Source organism: Plesiomonas sp. (assembly GCF_051652165.1).
Classification (GTDB): Bacteria; Pseudomonadota; Gammaproteobacteria; order Enterobacterales; family CAMTGL01; genus Plesiomonas.
In genome coordinates this window covers 87603-114230 of sequence record NZ_JBOFTR010000015.1, presented here as the reverse complement: position 1 = coordinate 114230, position 26628 = coordinate 87603, and the positions used below count along the sequence as shown (strand labels likewise).

Sequence of the window (26628 nt, the reverse complement as noted above, 5' to 3'; positions counted from 1 at the left end):
CACAATAACCATCAACAAAGGTTGTAAACTATCAACTCTTTCTATAATTACCTTGCGGGAGATCGCCATGATTACTGGAATTCAGATCACTAAAGCAGCAAATGACGCACTATTGAACTCTTTTTGGCTACTTGATAGCACAACGAATGAAGCGCGTTGTGTTTGTGCTAAAAGTGAGTTTGCTGAAGATCAGATCGTACCGGTGAATGAACTCGGTGAGATTGAGTACCGTGAAGTGGCGTTAGATGTCGCTCCGACAGTACGCGTAGAAGGCGGTCAACACCTGAATGTTAACGTACTTAAGCGTGAAACACTGGAAGATGCTGTAAATCACCCAGAAAAGTACCCGCAACTGACAATTCGAGTTTCTGGTTATGCTGTGCGTTTTAACTCACTGACTCCAGAGCAACAACGTGATGTTATCACACGTACGTTTACACAAAGTTTATAAGTACGTGTAGCTTCCCATAAATTGTAATATTATAAAAAGGAGACTTTATGTCTCCTTTTTGTTTTGGTTTTGTTACATCCCCTTCGTGCTTTCCCTGCATTCTAGTCACAGATGTTTCGCAATTTTTATGGTAATTTATTCAATAATGCTAGCGGTTCGTTATGACTAGCAATAATAAAAGTGATAAAAACGATAAAGTACAGGAATTGTGATATGAAATTAATAGCAAAGCTGATTGCTGGAATATTAGCAGGGCTGGTATTTGGCCTGTTTGCTCCCGAATGGTTTTTACGTGCGTTATTAACGGTGAAAGTGCTTATTGGTGAGATGATTAATTTCACTATCCCTCTGATTATTCTTTTTTTTATTGCCAGTGGTATTGCAAGTTTACCGCAAAATTCAGGCAAACTGTTGGGTAAAACCGTGGGGTTAGCTTATGCTTCAACCATTGTTGCAGGGATATTGGCTTTTTTGATTGCCAGCCAAGTGATCCCACGATTAACACCCGTGAGTGAATCTGTTGCCCACCATGCGGTAAAACTAGAGCCTTTTATGCAGATATCAATTCCACCGCTGTTTGGGGTTATGACTGCATTGGCAACCGCATTTTTATTTGGTATCGGGATCAGTAAAACACAGAATATGACGTTAAAAGCGGTCAGTGATGGTGGTCGCGATATTATTGATGGTTTGTTAGCAAATATCTTAATTCCATTGTTGCCTTTGTATATTGCCGGCGTTTTTGCTGAAATGACCCTTGATGGTACAGTTTTTAGTACCCTGAAAACATTCGGTATTGTGCTGGTTTTAGCAATCTGTATGCACTGGTTATGGCTAACTGTTTTGTATGTTGCCGCAGGTTTGACATCTGGCCGCTCGCCGCTGTTTTTATTGCGTACAATGTTACCCGCTTATTTTACGGCGGTCGGGACAATGTCGTCTGCGGCTACTATTCCTGTCACTCTGCGTCAGAGTAAAGCGATGGGCGTAAGCAGCGGTGTGGCTAATTTTACCATTCCTCTGTGTGCCACTATCCACCTTTCTGGCTCGACGATTACTCTAGTGACATGTGCCACTGCTGTTATGTATTTAGCACAATACATGGCGATTCCAAGCCTGCTCACTATGTTGCCATTTATCTTGATGCTGGGTGTGACGATGATTGCTGCACCGGGTGCACCGGGTGGGGCAGTGATGTCAGCATTAGGGCTATTGAGTTCAATGCTTGGGTTTAATGAAGCGCAACTGGCTCTGATGATTGCGCTATATTTAGCACAAGATAGTTTTGGAACAGCGTGTAATGTTACTGGCGATGGTGCAATTAGTGTGCTTGTTGATAACGGTTTACCGCATGAAAAGACGCAACCGATTAAGACTACGCAAGTATAAGTTGCGTAATATTTTTCGATTGAATGGCATGTGTTCATGTTGAGTCGACACTCCATGACTCTTTGGCAAAACAGACGGTGTTTCCCTATCAGAGGGGAGCGCCTTCTTTACACGTTCTTATGCTTTCTACTTGCAAGCGTGCTGAGTGGTTGCGCATCCTCAACAGCAAAGTTACGTACTCCTGAAGTGTGCACACCACGATTATCGCTACATTTATTGTACGAAGCACCCAATCCTGAGGCGATTGAATACCAAAACAGCGAAGATGAGCATCTGTATTTATCGGCACCATTATTACAATGCCAACATATTGATGATGTTTTTTATCTCTATTCGATGGATGGCAGTGGGCCAACGATTCGTCTTGATCTTTCGGCACAGGGGCAGGTTATTTTATCGACACAAACACGCGAGCATGTGCAGGGAAATTTGGCTGTACTGGTTGATGGCCAATTGCTTTCGATGCCTATTATCCAGATGCCAATTGATGGTAGATCGTTACTGGTTGACGGTATCGCAGATGAGGTTGTGGCGAAGTCACTGGTGTATTCAATGCGGGTACAAAGCAATATTGGCCGTTATCAACAGGCTATCAGTACTGTCTCTCCGGTAATTTTCCAAGCAGGAATGCCGTTGTTTCTTGTCGATAAAAATGTGCTTGAGCAAAAAAAAGAGCAAGAACCTCCTTCATCAGATCATACTCAGATGCTCGTATCACACACGACAGAGACTCAAGCTATCAAAGCATCGGTGACTCAACCGTTTGTTGCAACAAAAGTGATAAGACCGCGAGATAATAACGTGCGCTCCACACCTGAACAGGGCAGCTCATCATCAACACTGGTGGCCACAGAGATGTCTGCAGTGGTACAAAAACTGCGGTCACTCCCCGCGAGTACTTATACAATTCAGTTGATTGCTACCCCTAATTACCCGCTTGCTAAGGCTGTAGAACAAGAGGGTAATATTCCATCAACAAGCCCAACAGCACCTCGTTATCTGTACAAAACACAACGCAATAAGCAAGTGTGGTATTTAGTTGTGCAAGGTGAATATGCCTCACTACAAGAGGCTCGGCAAGCTGCACAACAGCATGTTAGACCCTATTATCAAGATGCGTGGATCAAACGTTTGCACAAAGTTCACCAAGAACTTGATGAGCTTTCACCTGCAATATAAAACAAAGTTTATTAGCAATAAATAGGACAGTAAAAAAGCCGACTTTCTTTTCGAAAGTGGCTTTTTTTGAGTAACTCAATGCATTATTTCGTACGCTATTTTGTGCTTTTGGGGATCAGTTTACATTGCTCACTGTAATTTATGCGTTAGCCACTGTTTTAGCCGAGAAAAATCAGCAGACATTGGTTCTGATAGCAACGGAAGATTAGCGCGTGCGGCTAACGCCGGTGGCAGTTCTATCTCTTTATTGAGGATGTGCTCAACACTCTCTTTGAATTTTGCCGGATGCGCAGTACATAAAAAGACCCCCGTTTCGCCCTCTTGCAGTTGTTCGGCCAGTAGCCGGTATGCGGTAGCACCGTGTGGCTCACACAGATAACCTTGTTGATCGAGCTGTAGCAAGGTCTCTTTCATCTGTTCATCACTCACCGCGTCAGAAGCTAAGGCTGGAGTGCGGCACTCTTTACGGCGATACAACTCTTCAATGCGCGGCCAGTTGTTAGGGCGGCTGACATCCATTGAGTTAGAGAGGGTAGCCACCGTGGCATTGGGTTGCCACTGTTTACTGGCCAGATAACGTGGCACAGTATCATTTGCATTAGTCGCAGCAATAAAGCGTTTAATGGGTAGGCCTAAACTTTGTGCTAATAGCCCAGCAGTGAGGTTGCCAAAATTGCCGCTTGGTACAGAAACCACCAAGTGGTTACGTTTTTCTATCGGCAACTGTGCTACAGCTTCAAAGTAGTAGCAAATTTGCGCCAGTAACCGGCTGATATTAATTGAGTTTGCCGAGTTCAAACCAATAGCTTGGCGCAGCGGTTCATCATCAAATGCCTGTTTTACCAATGCCTGACAGGTGTCAAAATCACCCTCTACCGCCAGTGTGTGGATATTCCCACCTAAGGTACAAAACAGTTTTTCTTGTAGTGGGCTGATCTTCCCTTTTGGATAGAGGATCACCACTTGAATTTGCTCTATCCCGTAAAAGGCTTGTGCAACGGCAGCTCCTGTGTCACCGGATGTGGCCGTTAGAATAGTGATTTTCTCTTTGCCCCTAACATGCTCAAGCACCTGTGCCATAAAGCGGCCGCCGAAGTCTTTAAAGGCAAGAGTAGGGCCATGGAATAGCTCTAATGCATAAATGCCATCAGTCACCGGCTGTAAAGTCAGTGGGAAATTAAAGGCGCGATCCACTAAGGCATGCACTTGTTCAGACGGCATTTCATCACCAATTAAGGCGCTGAGAATTTCGCTGCTGCGCTCGACAAATGGTAAATCTAGTAGCCGATCAATATTGCTCAGTGTGGGCAAATCAAATGGGAAAAATAGCCCTTGCTGGCTGCCTAACCCCTGACGTACAGCCTGAGCAAAATTTACTTGTTCATTATGATCTTTGATGTTGTACAGCTTCATGAATTACTCCAGTATGCGCGCCCCTGCCAGATCCATACGGCAGATGTGGACAAATCCTTCGTCATTTTGCAAATAGTGCTCTGTTAGCCAGCGTGCAACCCGCGTTGCGACGGCATAGTCAGCACAAACAGAAAACAGTGTAGGGCCAGAACCGGAGATCCCCGTTGTTAGTGCACCGATATCGGTAGTATGGCGACGTGCATCAGCAAAACCGGGAAGCAAACGTTCACGATAAGGTTCAGCGATGACATCATTAATCATCTGTGCCGCTAAACGTGGTTGACGGCTATAACAGGCATGGATAAATCCGGCTAGATGACGACCGTGGGTGATGCAGTCTTGACGGCGATATTGTGCGGGTAAAATAGCTCTGGCTTCAGCCGTAGAAACTTTAATGCCAGGGTAGGCCATAACCCAATACCACTCATCAAAACAGGGTACTGATTGGCTGATAATGCCAAGTTCTTCCACCATCAACTGTAAACCGCCAAGGTAGCAGGGGGCGACATTATCGTAATGAATGCTGCCAGAGATCCGCCCTTCGAGCTCACCCATCATGCTTAACATGGCGTGCTCATCAAACGGGCAATCATTCCATTCATTTAGCGCAACCAGTGCTGCGACAATCGAGCATGCACTTGATCCCAGCCCCGATCCGATAGGCATATTTTTTTCGAGAACGAGGTGCACTGGTTTGGTTTTGCGCCCTTGTGAGTGTAAACGTTCACTAAACAGAACCCAGCATTGGTACACAATATTTTCGTGTGGATTGATGGGCAATTTATCCACAAAACGGCCACGGCATGAGAGTTCAAATGCCTCATGACAGGCCTCTGCGCTAACGACATCGCCAAGCAGTGAGCCATCAACCGGTGTTACTGCCGCGCCCAGAACATCAAACCCGACACTCACATTACCGATAGAGGCCGGTGCATAGACTTTAATGACCATTGTTACACTCCACGCTTCCACGGTAGGGTTCGTAATACATCAGCGAAAATACCGGCGGCAGTGACATCGTTACCTGCGCCATAACCGCGCAGTACGAGAGGTATTGGTTGATAATAACGGCTATAAAAGGCCAGCGCATTTTCTCCCTCTTTGACTTTGTAGAGTGGATCATTGCCATCAACGGCGACAATAGATACTTTACAGTGGCTCTCTTCAATTTGGCCGACATAACGCAGTACTTTACCTTCATGTTCAGCGTCGGCTACACGCTTGGCAAAGGCGTGATCAAGCTCTGGCAAACGGGCCATAAAACTCTCAACATCACCTGAAGCATCAAAGTCAGACGGCAATACGCCCTCGACTTCAACATCGCTCAGTTCCAGTGTATACCCTACTTCTCGTGCCAAAATAAGCAACTTACGGGCAACATCCATACCAGAGAGATCATCACGCGGATCAGGCTCTGTAAAGCCTTTACTGCGTGCCAATGTTGTTGCGGCAGATAGACTCATACCCTCTTCGAGTTTACCGAACATAAAGGATAATGAGCCGGAAAGTACACCGCTAAAGCGGGTCAGTTCATCACCGGCGTTGAGCAAGTTTTGCAAATTTTCAATAACAGGCAATCCTGCACCTACGTTGGTATCGTACAGGAATTTACGGCGGCTATTTTGTGCTGTACGACGCAGCAAATGGTAGTACGCCATTGAAGAGGTGTTGGCCTTTTTATTTGGCGTGATAACGTGGAATCCGGCAGCTAGAAACTCGGCATATTGATCAGCAATGTGTTGATCCGAGGTACAATCTACGATCACCGGATTTAGCAGATGGTGTTGATTTACAGCTCGGATCAATCGTGCAAATGAGAATGGCTCTTTGGCAGCACGAATTTGATCTTGCCAGTGATCGAGTGCGATCCCGTTGACATCTAGCAGCATAGCCCGTGAGTTAGAGAGCCCGCACACACGCAGTTGAGTGTTATTTTGTGCCAGCAGACGCGGCTGTTGGCGGCGAATTTGCTCAACCAATGCACCACCAACGCCGCCAACACCAATCACAAATACATCAATAACTTGGCGCGAGCTAAACAGGGCTTCATGGCAACTGCGAACCGCTTCGGTCACTTTCTCATCAGCAATTACCGCTGAAATGGAACGCTCAGACGAGCCCTGAGCAATAGCGACAATATTGATATTGGCTTGGGCAAGTGCCGTGAAAAAGCGTGCCGAGATCCCGCGTGCCGTGCGCATACCATCACCAACCACTGAAACAACAGCCAGCTTCTCTTGCACATCGAGTGGTTCGAGCAGGCCATTTTTCAGTTCTAAATAAAACTCATCGGTCAGTGCCCGCTGCGCTTTTGCCAACTCTGATTGCGGCACACAAAAACTGATACTGTATTCAGAAGACGATTGGGTAATTAAAACCACAGAAATGCCTGTACGCGACATCACCGAAAAGACACGGGCAGCCATGCCGACCATTCCTTTCATGCCCGGCCCAGAGATATTGAGCATCGCCACATTTGATAAATTGGTGATGCCTTTTACATCAAGCTTGTCAGCGCCACTGTCAGCACCAATCAGTGTGCCTTCGGCTTGTGGGTTGGCGGTATTTTTGATTAGACAAGGGATCTGGAACTGTGCAATAGGTAAAATAGTACGCGGGTGTAAAACTTTCGCACCGAAGTATGATAGCTCCATCGCTTCTTGGTATGACATCGATTTAAGCAGACGTGCATCAGGCACTAAACGCGGATCACAGGTATAAACACCATCAACATCCGTCCAGATCTCACAACACTCTGCACGCAAGCAGGCGGCTAATACCGCTGCCGAATAATCAGAACCATTACGGCCCAGTACCACTAATTCACCTTTTTCATTGCTGGCAGTAAAACCGGCCATCAGTGCGACTGCACCTTGTGGAATCGGATCGGCCTGACAGCGCGCAGTTGAGATCTCAATGTCTACTGTTGATTCAAGGTAGTTTCCGCGTGCAAGCAAGTTTGCGACAGGATCGATCACTTTTACCGGATAACCCCGCGCAATAAATAGCGCCTCCATCACTGCAATAGAGAGCTTTTCGCCACGGCTAATGATACTGGCGTTAATGCTATCAGGGCACTGGCGTAATAAGCTAATACCGTGCAGTAATTGGCGTAAATCGGCAAATTCCCGCGCGATAAAAGCCTGTACTTTGGCAACGTCAAAAGTAGCTAATTCCGCATGCAGCCCTTGCAGTAGATCAGCAAAAATACGTTCTGCATCATGCAAATTGGGCTGGATATCCTGTCCGGCGACGGTTTTTTCAATCATCGCCACTAAATGATTGGTTATTTTAGCCGGTGCTGAGAGTACTGCTGCAACGTGCCCTTGCTGGGCATTACTCTCAATAATATCGGCTGCTCGTGCAAACCGCTCGGCATTCGCCAGTGAAGTTCCACCAAATTTTAGCACTCGCATCACAACTCTCCCTTCGCTGAGTGAATATCCGTTTTCTGAGCGAATCAACTAGTTAGTAGAATCTCGCGCAAAAACTGTGTTCTATATTGTTGCTTCTATTGCACTGTATTTACTGTGCAAATAGAGACATAACACGTGTCAAAAAAAAGGCCCGTTCCTTGGAAGGTACGGGCCGGAAGTCTTTTGTTGATGTATGCGTCAGCCCGCGCGATGACCTAGTATGGTCATTGTCGTGGTGGTAGTAATAATCATGATCATTCGGGCGGTGCTTGGCATTATTGTGTCTCTTCTCAGTGCAATCTTAATATTGCGTAATGACAACGTCATTTACAACGTAGTGATCACTCACCTACGGCTAATACCGTATAAATTACTCTATTGGTTAAAGCAAACTTACGTTAATGTCAATGAACAGATTGTATTGCACTCTAATTTTGCCAAACCTAAGTGTAGAATTAATGGCTAATTGTGTAATCATTTAATGATATTTATCACTGGAAAATAGTTTATTAGTAGTAATCAATACATGTACGGATGAGCTCATAATACTTTTTTTGCTGCACAATATTTTTCAATATCATTAAGCAAAGTATGTAACATTGCCGTATCACGTTGAGCGAGTACCCCCATTCGTTGATCCAGCCAGTCGGTCAGCTTTTGATCATTATCCACCGCCATTTGCACCAGTAAATTTTGCATACGACGGCGTAATGCCTGCAGTTGGCCTGCTTGTGGCGGGCATTCGGTTTCCGGTATAACTCCATTTACTTCAGCGAGTTGATAGCAATACACCATGACAGCCTGACCCAAATTGAGTGAAGGGTAGTCAGCCTGCATCGGCACACAAGTGAGCAAATCAGCAAGTGCCAACTCTTCGTTGGTTAATCCAGACTCTTCACGACCAAATACCAGTGCGGCAGAGTGCATCCAACTCTGTTTTTCATGCGCTTGGGTCAATACTTCACGTGGCGTTGCATAATAGTTGAAGCGTGCTCGTTCACGCGCTGTACTGGCAATCACCCATTCGGTGTCAGCAACGGCTTCCGCCAAGGTTGGGAAAACCTGTGCCGATGCTAATATCTCTTGTGAGCCGTGTGCAACCCAGCGGGCAGGGTCTTGCAGGTGGGCATCACTGTTGACAATACGCAGTGAAGTAAAGCCCATGGTTTTCATTGCACGTGCAGCGGCCCCAACATTTTCTGGCCGAGCCGGTTCAACTAAAATAATATGAAACTGCATCATCACTTCCCTCAATATTCCACTGCCGCAAACTCTAACGACTTCCCTGAGAAATGCAATTTTAGGCAGTTGCGCACTGAGAAAATAGCAGCCATAGTAACAAGGTGTGGTGAAAATATAAGCATAAGCATAAGCATAAGGATATGAGAATTGACTTCGGCACTGGAATATTTAATTGCCCATACCCTATTGCAAGGGTTTGATGCGCAATACGGGCGTTTTCTGGATATTACGGCAGGTGCGCAACAGCGTTTTGAACAGGCGCACTGGCATGCTGTGCAAGATGCGATGAAACAGCGGATCAATTTATATGATCACCATGTCACACAAGCCGTTGCTCAACTTAAAACAATGAGTGGTGATAGGTACAGTGATCCACATTTTGTGATGCAGGTAAAAAATGCATTTGAAACTCTACTGCATGATTACCCCCGTTATGAAATTGCCGAGAGTTTTTTTAACTCTGTTTATTGCCGTATTTTTTCACACCGAAATTTAAATCCGCACAAGTTATTTGTCTTTAGCTCACAAAAAGGGCGTGCAGATTTACCTCAGCGGCCGCTGGATAAGACCTATACGTTGCAACGTGGTATTTCTACAGTATTAGCGCAGATTTTAGATGACATCTCTTTTACGTTACCGTGGGAAGCGTTAACGCGTGATATTGAGCATATTAGCCGCAGTTTAAGTGCTCGTTTTGATGTAACAACACTAGAGCACCTGTCGATAACGACACTACGTGAGCCTTTTTTCCGTAATAAAGCGGCCTATCTTATTGGGCGTATTAATTTACCGAACTCATGTTATATACCTTTTGTGTTGCCTATTCACCATAATCAGCAGGGCGGGATCTTCGTCGATACTTGCTTAACTGAATTTGATGATATTAGTATCGTATTTGGTTTTGCCCGCTCTTATTTTATGGTGCATGCCCCTGTGCCTTCAGCAGTTGTGCGCTGGCTACAAACTATTTTACCGGCAAAAACGCAAGCTGAGTTATATACGGCGATTGGCTGTCAAAAGCATGGCAAAACGGAGTTTTATCGTGAGTATTTATGCCATTTAGAGAACTCTGACGATCCCTTTATTATTGCACCAGGCATTAAAGGGATGGTCATGTTAGTTTTCACTCTTCCCTCTTATGATACGGTTTTTAAAGTGATTAAAGACCGTTTTGCGCCACAAAAAGAGATGACCCGTGAAACAGTAAAAAGTAAGTATCGGTTGGTAAAAGAGCACGATAGAGTCGGGCGTATGGCCGATACCCAAGAGTACGAAAATTTTGTGCTGCCACGGCAACGAGTGTGTGCCGAATTGCTTGATGAACTGCGCCGTGAAGCACCTTCTATGCTAGAAGAGTGCGGTGATGAGCTAATAATCCACCATCTGTATATGGAACGGCGAATGACACCGCTCAATATTTATCTTGAACAGGCCGATGAAACACAATTGTGTCAGGCGCTTGATGAGTATGGCAGCGCCATTAAGCAGCTTGCTGCTGCCAATATTTTTCCTGGCGATATGTTATTTAAAAACTTTGGGGTAACGCGTCATGGCCGAGTTGTATTTTATGATTATGATGAGATCAACTACATGACTGAGATGAATTTCCGTGATATTCCTGCCCCGCGGAATTTAGACGATGAAATGGCTTCTGAACCTTGGTATAGCGTGGGTGCTTTAGATGTTTTCCCCGAAGAGTTCCGAACTTTTCTCTGTATTAACCCACGGGTAAAGCGCATATTTGAAGCGTTACATGGTGATCTATTTGAAGCCAGTTATTGGCAGCATTTACAGCAAAAAATAGAGCAAGGATATATTGAAGATGTTTTTCCATATCACCGTAAGTTACGATTTTCACGAAGTTAAGTAAAAAATGGGGTGAAATCACACAATAGCATGGGGGTAATAAAAAAATAGGGGTGAGATTAGGCAAAAATGATGGTTATCACACATACTCAAACCACTTATGTTATGCACATAAAATGGTCGTGGTAAATAATCTTCAGAAGGATTTGAATGATGCCTTCAGTTTCAATATTTGGAATAGATGCGGATTCTCTTAAAGGTTACGCAATCAGTTATCAGCAGATCAATATCATTGTTACACCATTATTATCTATACTGTTAATCAGTATTGTTATGAGTTTCCCTGCTTTTGCATTGTCACTGAGTGAGTTTAAAACGCGCCCCTATTTTGATGCTGGAAATGAGCTGACTTCGTTTGATGAGTGGCATATCTCAAGCGGTGTTGAAGTTGAAATGAATGCACACTGGCAGGTGTTTGTTGCCAACCAGCTTTCACTACCCTCAGTGAATACAGGGATGCAACATCAAGGTGTTCTCAGTGGTATTCGTTATCAACTGACACCGTCATTGCGGTTAGAAAGTGCAGTTAGTTGGCAAAACTTATCGACAATGCGTACTGGGCTTAATCGCAATACATATCAAGCAGCCATTGGTTTTGGTAGTGCAATGCAATTAAGCCCCGTTATGGATGTAAAGGCAGGTATGAACATGCAAAAATCAGAAAACGTGTCAGATATTCAACTGGGATTAGGTGTGGGTGTTGATTTTTAATTTAAATACTGTGTCAGTGGCCGTGTAGTGGCTTCGTTTGGTAGGTTATCGATCTTAAATAATGACTAAAATATACTCCGTGTGCTTGGGTGATATTCGTAACACGGAGTCAAACGAAACCGACTTTATGTGGTGAGCTATTATATTGATTGTTGCCGTATTAAGTTTAATTCAGTTTTTGAAATAGCAATACCGTTAAGATCTGCGTATAGCCAATCTCCAGGATGAATTTTTATCCCTTGAATATCGACGTTGATCCCGTATTCACCTAATCCGCGTTTATCGGTTTTCATTGGGCAAGCACCAAGTGCATGGATACCGAGTGGCATTTTTGCGAGTTCACCAACATCGCGTACCGCGCCAAAAACGACAATCCCAACCCAACCATGATGCAACGCTTTGTGCGCGAGTTGATCGCCAAGTAGTGCACGTCGTAGCGATCCTGCACCATCAATCACTAAAATGTGCCCGTTACCTGGTTGAGAAACAATGTCTCTTACCAGTGAATTATCTTCTGGACAACGAACCGTCACAATTGGGCCATAAAAAATAGGTTTCCCTCCAAAATTACGAAATAACGGTGGTAATACAGTCAACGATTCAGCATAGCAATCACACAAATCAGGCAGTAAATCTAACATCGCATAATCCTTTTATTAAATTCAAATGGTTACGACATTATTGCACATGATAATAAAATGTTAACGATAGATGGATGATAAAAACGTTACAATTTTAAAAGGGAATTAATTCGTATTGAGTGTGTCTATTGTTAATAGTTAGCATAAACTGCGCACACACTGATAAACAAATTATTGATAAATAGTGATATTTTATATGCGTTTTAGGCTAATATTGGCGAAGTTAGTAAACGTTGATATATATCAAGCAAGCTTATATTATTTTGACTCGTAGAGTATACTGCATTGTTATAATGCTGTTACACAGATAGAATGTTATATATAAAATATTTCCTGCCACTAGTCATTGACGACATTTGCGGTGTTCTGCATAGGCAAATGTGCCAACATCGAGCCTAAGGAAAGCACAAGCAGTTGAATTATATGTTAATTTCTTTGCACTATGCATAAGCGTTGAGCATTAGCAAATGTAATGTTTAGTGCATAATCTTACACAACAAGATTCATATTTTTGTCATTGTCTTAGGTAACATACATGCAAACCCCGCACATTTTGATCGTCGAAGACGAACTGGTTACACGTAATACACTGAAAAGCATTTTCGAAGCTGAAGGCTATATGGTTCATGAAGCCAATGATGGTACCGAAATGCACCAGATGTTATCTGATCATGATATCAGCTTAGTTATCATGGATATTAATTTGCCAGGCAAAAATGGCCTGTTGCTGGCACGTGAGTTGCGCGAGCAAGCAAATATTGCACTGATGTTTTTAACTGGCCGTGATAATGAAGTGGATAAAATTCTGGGCCTAGAAATTGGTGCAGATGACTATATTACTAAGCCATTTAATCCACGTGAGCTGACTATTCGTGCACGTAATTTGTTGTCTCGTACAATGAATATCGGCAGTAGCACAGAAGAGCGCCGTTTGGTCGAAGAGTACTGCTTTAATGGCTGGACACTCGACATTAACAGCCGTTCACTGGTTAGCCCTGCTGGTGAGCAGTTTAAGTTACCGCGCAGTGAGTTTCGTGCCATGCTGCATTTTTGCGAAAACCCAGGCAAAATTCAGTCACGTGCTGAATTGCTGAAAAAAATGACAGGTCGTGAGCTAAAACCTCATGATCGTACGGTTGATGTTACCATTCGTCGTATTCGTAAGCATTTTGAGTCAGTGGCAGATACACCAGAAATTATTGCGACCATTCACGGTGAAGGTTACCGTTTTTGTGGTGAACTCGAAGAGTAATGGCAATCAGAGTTTGTGATTAGTCAGATAAAAAAGGCGCTAAATGCGCCTTTTTTATACGGTAAATCAGTATGGTATATCCATATCTATGAATTTACACGTTGATTTAAGGGGGCATTTTCACGGCTTATTTAGATTTATGTGTGTTAATCCATTGGCGTAATAGCATAATATCAGCTTGCCAACGGCGGTGAATTTCATCTACCCAATCATCCACGTTATCCCACCATGCAGGAAGATCCGGTGACTGTACTTGCTGCGCCAGTTGTTGAATATAGTGTAAACCTACCGATCCGGCTGCACCCTTAATTTTATGGGCTTCTGAAACAATTCCTGTTTGATCATGGGCGGTCATATTTGAATCTAAAATAGCCAAATATTCGGGTAACATTTTTTCAAACAAATCTACGTTGTTGAGCATTAATTTAGGGCCAACAAGTTCAATGTATTGCTCAAGCATCTCAGTATTTAAATGTTGGTCTTGTTCAACAGGTATTTGTTCGAGTGGCACGTTAGCTAATACGGGGTGGGCTGGTGGCACAGCTTGAGGTAACTGACGAGCTAACATTGCTTGTAATGCTTGTACTGAAAGTGGTTTACTCAGTGCATCATCCATGCCTCTGGCCAAGTATTCGCTTTTATCTTTCAATACATTTGCCGTTAATGCAACAAGCGGGGGTAAGGTGCGATAACGCTCACGCAGACGACAAGCTATGTCAAAACCTGTCATATCGGGTAACTGAATATCAAGTAACACAAGATTGAATTTATCTGCTTGATAGAGCTGTAATGCTTGTTCACCGGTCATGGCTACCTCCAGCGAATGGCCCAATTTTTCCAGTACAGAACGGGCCACCACTACGTTTAGCTCAATATCCTCAACCAATAGAATATGGAGAGGGGAAATTGGTGCGGGTGAATTTTGAGTTTCTGTGGCAGGTGTTTGTAGCTCTTTACAGCTAATTTCCAGTGTAAAACATGAGCCTCTGTTAAGTTCGCTCGTCACATGAATATCCCCTCCCATCATCTGAGCAAGGCGGCGAGAGACCGCTAATCCAATACCTGTACCTGTTGGATTTAAGCGGCTATCTTGCCCTTTTACCTGATAGTACATAGCAAAAATCTTATCAATTTCTGCAAGCGGAATGCCAACGCCTGTATCTTGCACTGCAAAACGCAGTAAAGTGCACTGATCTTGCTGTTCGGCACTGAGAGTCAGTGTGACGCTACCTTCTTGGGTAAACTTCATCGCATTGCCAATTAAATTCCACAGAATTTGGCGCAATCGTGTACCATCTGCTTCAATCCAATCGGGTAATGGCGCATGGCGAATAAGTTGAAATTTGAGGTTTTTTTGCTCGGCAAGTAAACCAGCAATATTCTCCAAGTCACTCATTAACCCAATGAAATCAGTTGGTTTTTTAAATACCTCTAATCGGCGACGGTCAAGTTTGTCCATATCAATAATATCATTGAAAATATGACCGAGGGTGATCGCACTCAGGTGGATAGTTTTCAGGTATTTATGCTGCTCTGTGGTGAGTTCAGTATCCAATAATATGCGGCTTAAACCGACAATACCATTGAGGGGGGTACGCAACTCATGGCTAACTGTTGAAATGAAAGTTGTTTTATCACGGCTGGCTTTTTCTTGTGCTTCTTGGTATCGCTTACGTTCAGTAATATCGCGGCCAAAACCCATTAGGCCTCGGCGCACACCTTGTCTGTCATAAAAGGGCACTTTACGCAGTTCAAAACAGGCCTTACGGCCATCAGGATAATCAAGCCACTGTTCATATGTTAATGGCATATTATGCTGAAAAACATCCACATCAGTTTCAACAACTTTATTTGCGACATCTTTGCTGTAGACATCCCACGGTGTAAGGCCAATGAGCTGCTTTTCCACTTTACCAGCTAACAGCTCCATTGCACGATTACAGCCAGAAAATTGGCCTTGCTCGTTACGGTAGTAGACTAAATCGGGTGAAGCATCTAAAAATGAGCGTAAAAGAGCACTTTGTTGAGCTAACTGAATTTGTGCTTGTTCACGCTCGTAAACCTCATTTTCCAGATCTTCTATCGCAATTTGGCGGGCATTTTCTGCTTTACAACGCTCTTCATTTTCAAGGCTTAATTGTTGGATTTTTTCCTGTAATTGCGCGTTAAGCAGCAAATCACGCTCACGCATCTCTTCTAATTTATGGACCACATTAGCTAACCGCTGTCGCGACTCCTCTTGTTGTTCAACAACAATAGAAAGAAAATAGACAGCCCACGGTGTGATCAATAACCCAAAAAATACTGAGCGCACAACATCAATACCCTGTATGGCACCTTGTAAAAAAAGGGTTACACCGATCTGTACTACGAGTGCGAGAGCAACTAATACGGTTGCTAACAAAATTGAAAACCGGACAATTCCCAGTTTGACCATCAAATCGACATAATATTGCGCTAGGATTTTTATCCGATTCATACACCATCCGTAGAAAAAAAGTGTGAAGTCTTATCTTACTGCGAGTTGATTTGACACTCCATCTTGATCTGCTCTCTGTGTTCCTCTTGTATATGCTCTTTAGATTAACGTGGTGAACATGAATCCATCACGAAGAATAAAATGAGTTAACATTACTAGAAGTGTAAGCACTCACTTTTATTTTTGACGTTGAAACGGTTGGCCTAAAGCAGAACCTTGAGCACCACGCTCATACAGCAACTGGTGAATTGCAACCATTCCTGCCCAGCGATTTTCACACCATAATGGAGCAAGTAATGTAGGGCGGCGAGCACTGGCTGATACGCGATGATAGATAATATCGTGTGGAGTATGGCGGATCATTTCAGCAGCAATATCTGCATATTCAGCCAGCTCAATGGCTTGTTGGCGGCCAGCCGCCCATGCTTTAGCCATGGTACTGCCGCTAACAATATGCAGCGGGTGTAGTTTGATGCCGTCAGTACCCGCGTTAATTACCTGTGCCAGCGTATTCAGACAATCAGCTTTTGTTTCGTGTGGCAACCCAACAATTAAGTGAGTACACACTTTCAGGCCACGGGCGCGTGCTGCTTGAGCGGTATGCACATAGCTGGCAAAATTATGGCCACGGTTGATACGCTTTAATGTCCGATCCTGCGCCGATTGCAAACCGAGCTCCAGCCAGATTTCATACCCTTGTTGCTGATAATCAGCCAGCAGATCCAGCACCGCATCGGAAACACAATCAGGTCGAGTTCCAACACAAAGCCCTACAATATCAGCTTGTTTTAATGCCTCTTCATACATGCGCTTTAACAAACACAGCTCTGAATAAGTGCTGGTATAGGCTTGGAAATAGGCCAGATAGCGTTGTGCTCGATGAATTTTTTTTGCCTGTGCGGCGACTTGATCAGCAATAGACTGGTATTGCGCATTCTCATCAGAAAAAGAGGCCACATTACAAAATGTACAGCCACCACGACCGAGCGAGCCATCGCGATTAGGGCAACTAAAGCCGCCGTGCAAAGTGAGTTTGTGGATCTTTTCACCATAGCGTTGGTGCAGATCACCACCAAACATATTCACCCATTCATGCAGCTGCATTGCTCTGTTCCACTCAATATAAAACCAATCAGATTACAGGGTGTTAAGGTTTGTTGTCATGATACGGATCAACCCAAAGGCACCTGCGTACCCTATTTTTTAATGGTCTCTGTCAAATCAAAAGCAGTATCCCGGTCGAATAAAAAATCAAATTAAATATTTATGTATTCATGTTGGAGGGGTGTTTAAAATAGCCTGAGCAGGTTATTTTTTAACAGGTTTTAATCTTATTTTTATATTTTAAATAGACAATAAATAAGAAATAAGCATTAAAAATAAGCCATTTTACAGCAGGATATTATAGCCGTAAGTAAAAAAAAACGATCCTCTGCTAAGTGTTGTGGCTGTGCAGATTACGTGTTACTGGAGAACGAAAGTTAATTCGACTCATGCAACTATATGAGTAATAAGATAAATAAAGAGAAATTAACCTTGTCGAGCATGTTGCGAATCGATTACACAATGTTTGACCTATGTAACATTTATCGTTAATTTGAGAAGTCGATTGGAAGCGATTCGGCAAAAAGCGACATCGCCATATTTATGCAGAGTATTTTGTCGTTGGGTTAAGGCAAGGGAGGAAGGCAATCATGCTGTACGATTCATCCCAGGAACGGGATAACTGTGGCTTTGGGCTTATTGCCCACATAGAAGGTGAGCCCAGCCACAAGGTAGTGCGTACCGCGATTCACGCATTAGCCAGAATGCAGCACCGAGGGGCGATTTTAGCCGATGGTAAAACCGGTGACGGCTGTGGCTTATTAATGCAAAAACCGGAACGTTTTTTCCGTATGGTTGCTGAAGAACGTGGCTGGCACTTGGCAAAGAATTATGCCGTTGGCATGTTCTTTTTAAGTACAGACCCTGTTAAAGCTGCAATCGCGCGTCAAATTACAGAGGAAGAATTACAACGAGAAACCCTCTCTGTGGTTGGCTGGCGTGTCGTGCCGACAAACCCTGATGTACTCGGTGAAATTGCACTGGCTTCACTGCCGGTGATTGAACAACTGTTTGTTAACGCACCGGCAGGCTGGCGACCGCGTGATGTTGAGCGCCGCCTGTTTGTAGTGCGCCGCCGAATTGAAAAGCGCATTCAAGATGACAAAGATTTTTACGTCTGCAGCTTATCAAATCTGGTCAATATCTATAAAGGGCTGTGTATGCCCTCGGATTTGCCGCGTTTTTATTTAGATCTGGCCGATTTGCGAATGGAGTCGGCTATTTGCTTATTCCATCAACGTTTTTCAACCAATACCGTACCGCGTTGGCCGCTGGCCCAGCCGTTCCGCTATCTGGCACATAACGGTGAAATTAATACCATTACGGGTAACCGCCAATGGGCGCGCGCGCGGGCTTATAAATTCAATACCCCGCTGATCCCTGATCTGCAAACTGCAGCCCCTTTTGTCAATGAAACTGGCTCAGACTCTAGCTCACTCGACAACATGTTAGAGCTATTCTTAAGCGGCGGGATGGATCCTTTCCGCGCAATGCGTTTGTTGATCCCACCGGCATGGCAGAATAATCCGGATATGGATGACGATCTGCGCGCTTTCTATGATTTTAACTCAATGCACATGGAACCGTGGGATGGCCCGGCCGGTGTGGTGATGTCAGATGGCCGCTACGCTGCGTGTAATCTTGATCGCAACGGTTTGCGTCCTGCGCGTTATGTGATCACCACCGATAAATTGATCACCTGTGCATCAGAGGTGGGGATCTGGGATTACCAGCCCGATGAAGTGGTTGAAAAAGGGCGAGTTGGCCCCGGTGAACTGTTGGTGATCGATACCCGTTACGGGAAGATCCTGCATTCGCTGGAGATCGATAACGATCTAAAACAGCGTCATCCGTATAAAGAGTGGATGGAGAAAAACGTTAAGCGTTTGATCCCGTTCGAACAGTTGCCAGATGATCAAGTCGGCTGCCGTGATCTGAATGATGATCAGCTTGCCACCTATCAAAAGCAGTTCAACTACAACAATGAAGAGCTGGATAATATCCTGCGCGTACTGGGCGAAAATGCGCAAGAAGCAGTTGGCTCAATGGGGGATGATACCCCGTTTGCCGTGTTGTCGACTCAATCTCGCGGTATTTATGACTACTTCCGCCAGCAATTTGCGCAAGTAACGAACCCACCGATTGATCCGCTGCGTGAAGCACATGTTATGTCACTGGCGACCTCAATTGGCCAAGAGATGAACGTGTTTTGTGAGGCAGAAGGTCAGGCGCATCGGGTCAATTTTAAATCCCCGATCCTGCTTTACTCTGACTACCACCAATTGCTTTCGTTGGATGATAAATTCTACCGGCATACGCCGATGGATATCACCTTTGATCCGCGCGAAAAAGATCTTAAGCAAGCGGTGTGTGATCTGTGTGATCAGGCCGAACAGCATGTGCGTAGCGGTTCTGTGCTGCTGATGCTCTCTGATCGGGCCATTACACAAGATCGTTTACCAATTCCTGCGGCGATGGCCGTTGGTGCGCTACAAACCCGTTTGGTTGACAACAATTTGCGCTGCGATGCCAACATCATTGTTGAAACTGCCAGTGCGCGTGATCCGCACCATTTTGCCGTGCTGCTTGGGTTTGGTGCTACGGCTGTTTACCCGTATCTGGCTTATGAATCACTGGCAAAACTGGCCGATGACGGTGCAATTGATAAACCTTACCGCACACTGATGCTGAACTACCGTAACGGCATCAACAAAGGTCTGTATAAGATCATGTCAAAAATGGGGATCTCAACCATTGCTTCTTACCGCTGCTCGAAGCTGTTTGAAGCGGTCGGGATCGCCTCTGAGGTTGTTGATCTCTGTTTCCACGGTGTACCGAGCCGTATTGAAGGCGCTGATTTTAGTGATTTCCAGCAAGACCTGAGCAATTTAGCCCGCCGCGCGTGGCTAAAACGCAAGCCGCTTGAACAAGGGGGCCAGCTAAAGTATGTACACAACAGCGAATATCACGCCTACAACCCTGATGTGGTGCAAACACTGCAACAGGCTGTGCACTCAGGCAAGTTTAGCGATTATCAGCGTTATGCTGATTTGGTGAACCAGCGTCCGGTTGCCACACTGCGTGATCTGCTGCAAGTCACACCAAAGGGTGAAACCGTAGCACTTGAGCAGGTTGAACCGGCTACCGAGCTATTTAAACGCTTTGATACTGCTGCAATGTCAATTGGTGCATTAAGCCCCGAAGCGCATGAATCACTGGCGGTTGCGATGAACACACTCGGTGGTTTTTCTAACTCGGGTGAAGGTGGTGAAGATCCGGTGCGCTTTGGCACCAATAAAGTCTCACGAATCAAGCAAGTGGCCTCAGGCCGTTTTGGGGTTACGCCGCACTATCTGATGAATGCTGATGTGATTCAGATTAAAGTCGCGCAAGGGGCGAAACCGGGGGAAGGGGGCCAGTTGCCGGGCGATAAAGTGACGCCGTACATTGCAAAACTGCGTTACTCGGTGCCGGGTGTGACCCTGATCTCTCCACCGCCACATCACGATATCTATTCGATTGAAGATCTGGCACAGCTAATTTTTGACTTAAAGCAGGTTAACCCAAAGGCACTGATTTCGGTCAAGTTAGTTTCTGAACCCGGTGTCGGCACGATTGCCACGGGTGTTGCAAAAGCCTATGCCGATTTGATCACAATTGCCGGTTATGATGGCGGTACCGGTGCAAGCCCGTTAGCCTCGGTAAAATATGCGGGCTGTCCGTGGGAACTTGGCTTGGTTGAAACCCAGCAGGCACTGGTTGCCAATGGTTTGCGGCATAAAATTAGACTGCAAGTCGATGGCGGTTTAAAAACCGGTCTTGATATTATCAAAGCGGCGATTTTAGGTGCGGAAAGCTTTGGTTTTGGTACGGGTCCGATGGTGGCGTTGGGCTGTAAATACCTGCGTATTTGTCACTTAAACAACTGTGCAACGGGTGTTGCAACACAAGATGAAAAACTGCGCCGTGATCATTACCACGGCCTACCTGAGCGGGTGATTAACTACTTCCAGTTTATCGCAGAAGAGACTCGTCAACTGATGGCGCAGCTTGGTGTCACACAACTGGTTGATTTAATTGGCCGTACTGATTTACTGACCGAAATTGACGGTATCAGTGCGAAACAAAATAAACTCGATTTATCAGCACTTTTGGTGACAGCCAAGCCACATCCCGGCAAGACAATGTACTGTACCGAGGGCAATCCGCCGTTTGATAAAGGTGAGCTGAATACTCAGTTGTTGCAACAAGCACAGCAGTGCCTAGAAGAGCGCAAAACCAAGCGTCTGTTCTTTGATATTCGCAACACTGACCGTTCGGTTGGCGCGCGTCTGTCGGGCGATATTGCCTCCCGTTTGGGCAATCAGGGGATGGCAGGCGATCCGATTAAAGTGCAGTTTAGCGGTACCGCCGGACAAAGCTTTGGTGTTTGGAACGCAGGTGGCGTTGAGCTCTCACTGACCGGTGATGCGAACGATTATGTGGGTAAAGGCATGGCGGGCGGTAAAATTGCCATTCGCCCCCCAATTGGTTCGGCATTTAAAGCGCATCAAGCCACGATTATCGGCAATACCTGTTTGTACGGTGCAACGGGCGGTAAATTATTTGCCGCAGGCCGTGGCGGGGAGCGTTTTGCTGTACGTAACTCAGGCGCTATTGCGGTTGTAGAAGGCATTGGTGATAACGGTTGTGAATACATGACCGGCGGCATTATCTGCGTATTGGGGCGTACCGGTGTGAACTTTGGCGCAGGAATGACCGGCGGGTTTGCTTATGTGCTCGATGAAAGCGGTGAGTTCCGTAAGCGAGTGAATGCCGAATTGGTCGAGGTGCTTGATGTCACTGATCTGGCTATTCACCAAGAGCATCTGCGCGGTTTAATTACCGAACATGTACAGTCTACCGGCTCTGGCCGTGGTGAAGAGATCCTCGCTAACTGGGAAAGTTGGGCGGATAAATTTGTGCTGGTAAAACCGAAATCCAGCGATGTTAAAGCACTACTTGGTCACCGTAGCCGCTCTTCGGCGGAACTCCGGGTTCAGGCGCAGTAAAGGGAGATCATGCCATGAGCCAGAATGTCTATCAGTTTATTGACTTACAGCGGGTCGATCCGCCGAAAAAACCGCTGAAAATTCGTAAGATTGAGTTCGTTGAGATCTATGAGAATTTTTCCGACACACAGGTCAATGCACAAGCTGACCGCTGTTTAGGGTGCGGAAACCCGTATTGCGAATGGAAGTGTCCGGTACATAACTACATCCCAAACTGGCTCAAATTGGCTCACGAAGGGCGGATACTCGAAGCCGTTGAGCTGGCACATCAAACCAACAGTTTGCCAGAAGTGTGTGGGCGAGTGTGCCCGCAAGATCGCCTATGTGAAGGGGCTTGTACCCTAAACGATGAGTTTGGTGCGGTGACCATCGGTAATATCGAAAAATACATTACCGAGAAAGCCTTTGAAATGGGCTGGAAACCAGATATGTCGCACGTCGTGCATACCGATAAAAAGGTAGCCATTATTGGCGCAGGCCCAGCAGGGTTAGCGTGTGCTGATGTGTTGGTGCGTAATGGCGTGAAACCGGTGGTATTTGATCGTTACCCTGAAATTGGCGGGTTACTGACCTTTGGTATTCCGGCCTTTAAGCTGGAAAAAGAGGTGATGATCCGTCGCCGTGAAGTGTTCACTGGAATGGGTGTCGAATTTCGCTTAAATACCGAGATAGGTAAAGATCTGCCGTTTGATACTCTGCTGGCTGAATTTGATGCGGTATTTCTTGGCGTGGGCACGTATCAGAACATGCGTGGCGGGCTGGAAAACGAAGAGTCCGCTGGGGTGTATGATGCGTTGCCTTATCTGGTGGCCAATACACATCGCTTAATGGGCTTTGAGGCCAACCCTGCCGATTATATTGATATGGCGGGTAAGCGCGTTGTGGTTCTGGGCGGGGGCGATACCGCGATGGATTGCGTGCGAACTGCAATTCGTCAGTCAGCAGCACACGTGGTGTGCGCTTATCGTCGTGATGAACAAAACATGCCCGGTTCAAAACGCGAGGTAAAAAATGCGCGTGAAGAGGGGGTTGAGTTTATGTTCAACCTGCAACCATTAGGCATTGCACTTGATGCCAATGGAAAAGCATCGGGTGTGAAGGTCGTGCGTACTGAGCTGGGTTCCGCTGATTCAGCCGGTCGTCGCCATCCACAAGTGGTGGCCGGATCTGAGCATATTATACCGGCTGATGCGGTGATCATGGCGTTTGGTTTCCAGCCACACAGCATGAACTGGCTGGCAGCGCACGATGTTGAGTTAGATAAAAAAGGGCGAATTGTTGCACCCGTTGATCGTGAATTTGCTCACCAAACCAGCCACCCTAAAATTTTTGCCGGTGGTGATGCGGTGCGTGGCTCAGATCTGGTGGTCACTGCAATTGCAGAAGGGCGTAAAGCTGCTGAAGGGATCATGGATTATCTGAGTGTATAAATCAGCTCACTGATCATTCAACTGGCAGATAATATTGTGATTATATTGATATGGTTATCGGCACAATTATTAGTGTAGTGATCGTTATAGCATGGTTATTGTTATAAAAAAATACAGGGAAAATGGTGCGGTTATTCGTACTGTTTTCCCTTTTTTTTATCGGCAATATGGGGGGATTTACTCTGTCGGTTTGAAAGCGGGTATACTGTTGGCCTCACTTTTACCGCCTACCGTTGAGTCTGTCGGCCACTGTTGACTCGTGTACCACTGGTGAATATCCGGTACGCAATATGCGGGGCAATATACTGTTAGGGCAATACGGGGTACAGGAAAAATTTAGCGTGGATAACATGAAAGCAAACAGCATGAAAGTTGGCATTATTGGTGCGATGGAGCAGGAAGTAGCCATTTTACGTGGTCAGATTAGCAATCTACAGACCTTTGAGCGTGCAGGCTGTGAAATTTACAGCGGCCAGCTTAACGGCGTTGAGGTAGCTCTGCTGAAATCGGGGATCGGTAAAGTTGCCGTGGCACTCGGAACAACTTTGTTGATTGAACATTTTCAGCCCGATGTCATCATCAATACCGGATCAGCCGGTGGATTAGACAGCAGCCTAAATGTGGGTGATATCGTTGTTTCAACAGAAGTTCGTTACCATGATGCTGATGTCACCGCATTTGGCTATGCCATGGGTCAGTTGCCAAATTGTCCGGCTGCATTTACGGCTGATCAAACGCTGATTAATGCTGCACAAAACAGTATTCAAGCCAACGGGTTGCATGCCGTTAAAGGATTGGTGTGCAGTGGTGATGCCTTCATTCATGGTGCAGATAATCTGGCCCGTATTAAACAAAACTTCCCAACCGTGACGGCCGTTGAGATGGAAGCGGCGGGTGTAGCGCATGTGTGTCATCAGTATCAACTGCCATTTGTCGTAGTGCGGGCAATTTCTGATGTGGCTGATAAAGAAGCTAGCATGAGTTTTGATACGTTTTTACCGATTGCCGCAGAACAATCTTCTAAAATTGTAGCCGCAATGCTAACTGAATTAGTGTCTACCCACTAAGTTTGGTGCATTATGTCGGTTACACAGCGATAGGTAGGGATTAACTTGGTAAATGTGTTACCGACAGATGCAATGCAGTGGTTTACGCTATACCTACCACTATTTATTTTGTGGGGGGGAATTGCATTGCATCTTGTACTAGCGCAGCCCGCACAGGGACTACGGCAGGGCATGACTCTCATTGCTTTGCGTTTACAACAGCGAGTTTTACATACTAATACTCCCCCTTCTCAGCAACAACTGGCCGGTTTGTTAAGTACGATACTGTTGTTAATCCCTATAGCACTGATGCTATTTTCACTCTCTATATTAGTGTGGTCAGAGGCGCTGTTTCATGTTCTGTTACTGTGGTTAGCATTTGATTTTGCTTGCATATGGCCAGAGAATCAGCGCCTAAGACAAGCGTTGCATCGAGATCAAAAACATACAGCAAGAACACTATTGGCCGAAAAGGTGCAACGTGATACTGATACACTTTCACTGCTCGGGTTAGGTAAAGCTGGCGCTGAAACGCTGTTGCAGGGGTATTTACGAGGCCTAATTCATGTGCTGATTTGGTTTATGTTAGGGGGCGGTATTGCTGCTTTATTGTATCGCGTATGCCAGTTATTAGCACGGGCTTGGTCACCGTTACAACCGCAATGTTATTATTTTGGCCGCTTTGTCACGATATTGGTTTTGCTGGCTGAGTTGCCAGGTACTTTGTTGTTTGTGCTGCTTTTCATCCCTGGAAAAAAGATGCTTTTACGCTTGCGGCGCATGCATATACAGGCCAAGGGGTGGGCCTATTACCCGATAGGTGCGCTTTACACACAGGTAGGGTTAATACTGAATATTGCGATGGGGGGGCCTGTTCGTTATCAAGGCGTTCGTGTTAGCCGCCCAACACTGGGAGGGCTGCATAGCATACAAGCGGCGCAGTTGTTGGCGCTGATGCGGCAACTCCAGTGGCGTGCGCTGATTGTGTTGCTCTTCACTTCGGTATGGATGCTACTATAATGCAACCGCAATTTTATTCTAAGATACAAGCACATTTCATGGCGTATAAAGGCACAGCACTAATGGCCCGTATCGTGTGCGGTAGCCTTGTATTTTGCGCGCTATTATCTGTACTGCCAGCTTACAGTGCGCAACGAATTATTTCGTTATCCCCCTCAAGTACCGAGTTTGCTTATGCGGCGGGGATGGGTAATGCATTAATTGCTGCCAGCAGCTACTCTGATTACCCACCTGCGGCACAACAACTTGAACGGGTTGCCGATCACCGGGGTATCAATATTGAGCGGATTTTGCTGTTAAAACCCGATTTGGTGCTGGCGTGGAAGGGCGGTAATCCGGCGCGACCACTGCACCAATTAGAGCAGTTGGGCATTCGGGTTTTGTATATTAATCCACTGACGCTTGATGATTTGGCCAGTGAGCTAGATGTGCTGGCCAAAGAGAGCCCACAACCGGCTGTTGCCCGTGAAAGTGCGGCGCAGATCCGTGCGCAGTTGGCCGATTTGCGTCGACACTATGCGCGGGAAAAACCGTTGAATGTTTTTATCCAATACGGCACGCAGGCGATGTTTACTCCAGCCAAGGGCACGCTACAGTCAGAAATTGTGGCGTTGTGCGGTGGTAAAAATATTTTTTCCGACAGCAGTATTAGTTGGCCGAAAATCAGCCGAGAGCAGGTATTGTTGCGCAAGCCTGAGGTAATCTTATTGCCAGGTTCAGCAAAGAGTGCTGAAGAGGTGCGGAAGTACTGGGGAAATATGCTTAACATTCCTGTAATTTCAGTTGATGAAGCTTTGCTTAGTCGGAACGGACCACGAATGGTGCAAGGTGCACAGCAAGTTTGTCAGGCATTAGCAAAAATATCACCCATATCATGATTTTTTAATAATCCGATTGCTAGTAGGTATGCAAACGCTAAAATCGCCGCTCCTAATATT

Annotated in this window: 18 protein-coding genes; 11 read left to right on the top strand and 7 right to left on the bottom strand. The window is 45.6% G+C overall.

Features of this window, described 5'->3' with window-relative positions:
* Positions 1-67: 67 nt before the first annotated feature.
* The 3 genes from grcA to ACRC53_RS08955 all read left to right on the top strand — a co-directional run bounded on the left by grcA (position 68) and on the right by ACRC53_RS08955 (position 3019).
* Positions 68-451: an autonomous glycyl radical cofactor GrcA gene (grcA, locus tag ACRC53_RS08965; RefSeq protein WP_438643109.1), complete on the top strand. Its 384-nt coding sequence runs from the start codon at positions 68-70 to the stop codon at positions 449-451.
* A 213-nt stretch (positions 452-664) separates the two neighbouring features.
* Positions 665-1840: a dicarboxylate/amino acid:cation symporter gene (locus tag ACRC53_RS08960; RefSeq protein WP_438643108.1), complete on the top strand. Its 1176-nt coding sequence runs from the start codon at positions 665-667 to the stop codon at positions 1838-1840.
* Between the two features lie 138 nt (positions 1841-1978).
* A complete protein-coding gene (locus ACRC53_RS08955; protein WP_438643107.1) occupies positions 1979-3019 on the top strand; it encodes an SPOR domain-containing protein in 1041 nt (346 codons plus the stop codon).
* A 129-nt stretch (positions 3020-3148) separates the two neighbouring features.
* Here ACRC53_RS08955 and thrC read toward each other — a convergent pair whose 3' ends face one another.
* The 4 genes from thrC to ACRC53_RS08935 all read right to left on the bottom strand — a co-directional run bounded on the left by thrC (position 3149) and on the right by ACRC53_RS08935 (position 9087).
* Entirely contained in the window at positions 3149-4432 is a 1284-nt protein-coding gene (gene thrC, locus ACRC53_RS08950; RefSeq protein ID WP_438643106.1) for a threonine synthase, read from the bottom strand.
* Between the two features lie 3 nt (positions 4433-4435).
* Complete coding sequence (gene thrB, locus ACRC53_RS08945; protein WP_438643105.1) at positions 4436-5383, bottom strand: homoserine kinase; 948 nt, start codon at positions 5381-5383, stop codon at positions 4436-4438.
* Between the two features lie 2 nt (positions 5384-5385).
* Positions 5386-7848: a bifunctional aspartate kinase/homoserine dehydrogenase I gene (gene thrA, locus ACRC53_RS08940; RefSeq protein ID WP_438643104.1), complete on the bottom strand. Its 2463-nt coding sequence runs from the start codon at positions 7846-7848 to the stop codon at positions 5386-5388.
* Positions 7849-8388: 540 nt separating this feature from the next.
* A complete protein-coding gene (locus ACRC53_RS08935; RefSeq protein ID WP_438643103.1) occupies positions 8389-9087 on the bottom strand; it encodes a tRNA/rRNA methyltransferase in 699 nt (232 codons plus the stop codon).
* A gap of 150 nt (positions 9088-9237) precedes the next feature.
* On the opposite strand from ACRC53_RS08935, the gene aceK reads away from it, so the two are divergent.
* Both aceK and ACRC53_RS08925 read left to right on the top strand, forming a co-directional pair.
* Positions 9238-10956: a bifunctional isocitrate dehydrogenase kinase/phosphatase gene (gene aceK, locus ACRC53_RS08930; RefSeq protein WP_438643102.1), complete on the top strand. Its 1719-nt coding sequence runs from the start codon at positions 9238-9240 to the stop codon at positions 10954-10956.
* Positions 10957-11106: 150 nt separating this feature from the next.
* Positions 11107-11667, top strand: coding sequence for a hypothetical protein (locus tag ACRC53_RS08925; RefSeq protein WP_438643101.1), 561 nt, complete (start codon positions 11107-11109; stop codon positions 11665-11667).
* Positions 11668-11807: 140 nt separating this feature from the next.
* On the opposite strand, the gene ACRC53_RS08920 is transcribed toward ACRC53_RS08925, so the two are convergent.
* On the bottom strand, positions 11808-12308 hold the full coding sequence (locus ACRC53_RS08920) for a putative 4-hydroxy-4-methyl-2-oxoglutarate aldolase (RefSeq protein WP_438643100.1): 501 nt from the start codon (positions 12306-12308) through the stop codon (positions 11808-11810).
* Between the two features lie 535 nt (positions 12309-12843).
* On the opposite strand from ACRC53_RS08920, the gene arcA reads away from it, so the two are divergent.
* Positions 12844-13560: a two-component system response regulator ArcA gene (gene arcA, locus ACRC53_RS08915; protein WP_438643099.1), complete on the top strand. Its 717-nt coding sequence runs from the start codon at positions 12844-12846 to the stop codon at positions 13558-13560.
* Between the two features lie 127 nt (positions 13561-13687).
* On the opposite strand, the gene arcB is transcribed toward arcA, so the two are convergent.
* The gene (gene arcB, locus ACRC53_RS08910; RefSeq protein WP_438643098.1) at positions 13688-16039 is read right to left on the bottom strand and encodes an aerobic respiration two-component sensor histidine kinase ArcB; all 2352 of its coding nucleotides are present in this window, start codon (positions 16037-16039) and stop codon (positions 13688-13690) included.
* 177 nt (positions 16040-16216) lie between these two features.
* Positions 16217-17143, bottom strand: a complete 927-nt coding sequence (locus ACRC53_RS08905; RefSeq protein WP_438643097.1) for a TIGR01212 family radical SAM protein — start codon at positions 17141-17143, stop codon at positions 16217-16219.
* 590 nt (positions 17144-17733) lie between these two features.
* Here ACRC53_RS08905 and gltB point away from each other — a divergent pair.
* The 5 genes from gltB to btuF all read left to right on the top strand — a co-directional run bounded on the left by gltB (position 17734) and on the right by btuF (position 26568).
* Entirely contained in the window at positions 17734-22194 is a 4461-nt protein-coding gene (gltB, locus tag ACRC53_RS08900) for a glutamate synthase large subunit (protein WP_438643096.1), read from the top strand.
* 14 nt (positions 22195-22208) lie between these two features.
* Positions 22209-23624, top strand: a complete 1416-nt coding sequence (locus ACRC53_RS08895) for an FAD-dependent oxidoreductase (RefSeq protein ID WP_438640427.1) — start codon at positions 22209-22211, stop codon at positions 23622-23624.
* Between the two features lie 365 nt (positions 23625-23989).
* Positions 23990-24691, top strand: coding sequence for a 5'-methylthioadenosine/S-adenosylhomocysteine nucleosidase (gene mtnN, locus ACRC53_RS08890; RefSeq protein ID WP_438643224.1), 702 nt, complete (start codon positions 23990-23992; stop codon positions 24689-24691).
* A 54-nt stretch (positions 24692-24745) separates the two neighbouring features.
* Positions 24746-25690 carry a cobalamin biosynthesis protein gene (locus ACRC53_RS08885; RefSeq protein ID WP_438643223.1) on the top strand — a complete coding sequence of 315 codons (945 nt, stop codon included), beginning with the start codon at positions 24746-24748 and terminating at the stop codon, positions 25688-25690.
* A gap of 62 nt (positions 25691-25752) precedes the next feature.
* Positions 25753-26568 carry a vitamin B12 ABC transporter substrate-binding protein BtuF gene (gene btuF / locus ACRC53_RS08880; protein WP_438643222.1) on the top strand — a complete coding sequence of 272 codons (816 nt, stop codon included), beginning with the start codon at positions 25753-25755 and terminating at the stop codon, positions 26566-26568.
* Positions 26569-26628 lie beyond the last annotated feature (60 nt).

Coding starts and splice junctions, on each gene's coding strand:
- ACRC53_RS08920 (WP_438643100.1), bottom strand. CDS start 12,308: ATGTTAGATTTACTGCCTGATTTGTGTGATTGCTATGCTGAATCGTTG.
- gltB (WP_438643096.1), top strand. CDS start 17,734: ATGCTGTACGATTCATCCCAGGAACGGGATAACTGTGGCTTTGGGCTT.
- arcA (WP_438643099.1), top strand. CDS start 12,844: ATGCAAACCCCGCACATTTTGATCGTCGAAGACGAACTGGTTACACGT.
- grcA (WP_438643109.1), top strand. CDS start 68: ATGATTACTGGAATTCAGATCACTAAAGCAGCAAATGACGCACTATTG.
- arcB (WP_438643098.1), bottom strand. CDS start 16,039: ATGAATCGGATAAAAATCCTAGCGCAATATTATGTCGATTTGATGGTC.
- thrB (WP_438643105.1), bottom strand. CDS start 5,383: ATGGTCATTAAAGTCTATGCACCGGCCTCTATCGGTAATGTGAGTGTC.
- mtnN (WP_438643224.1), top strand. CDS start 23,990: ATGAAAGTTGGCATTATTGGTGCGATGGAGCAGGAAGTAGCCATTTTA.
- ACRC53_RS08925 (WP_438643101.1), top strand. CDS start 11,107: ATGATGCCTTCAGTTTCAATATTTGGAATAGATGCGGATTCTCTTAAA.
- ACRC53_RS08905 (WP_438643097.1), bottom strand. CDS start 17,143: ATGCAGCTGCATGAATGGGTGAATATGTTTGGTGGTGATCTGCACCAA.
- thrC (WP_438643106.1), bottom strand. CDS start 4,432: ATGAAGCTGTACAACATCAAAGATCATAATGAACAAGTAAATTTTGCT.
- ACRC53_RS08935 (WP_438643103.1), bottom strand. CDS start 9,087: ATGCAGTTTCATATTATTTTAGTTGAACCGGCTCGGCCAGAAAATGTT.
- thrA (WP_438643104.1), bottom strand. CDS start 7,848: ATGCGAGTGCTAAAATTTGGTGGAACTTCACTGGCGAATGCCGAGCGG.
- ACRC53_RS08895 (WP_438640427.1), top strand. CDS start 22,209: ATGAGCCAGAATGTCTATCAGTTTATTGACTTACAGCGGGTCGATCCG.
- btuF (WP_438643222.1), top strand. CDS start 25,753: ATGGCCCGTATCGTGTGCGGTAGCCTTGTATTTTGCGCGCTATTATCT.
- ACRC53_RS08960 (WP_438643108.1), top strand. CDS start 665: ATGAAATTAATAGCAAAGCTGATTGCTGGAATATTAGCAGGGCTGGTA.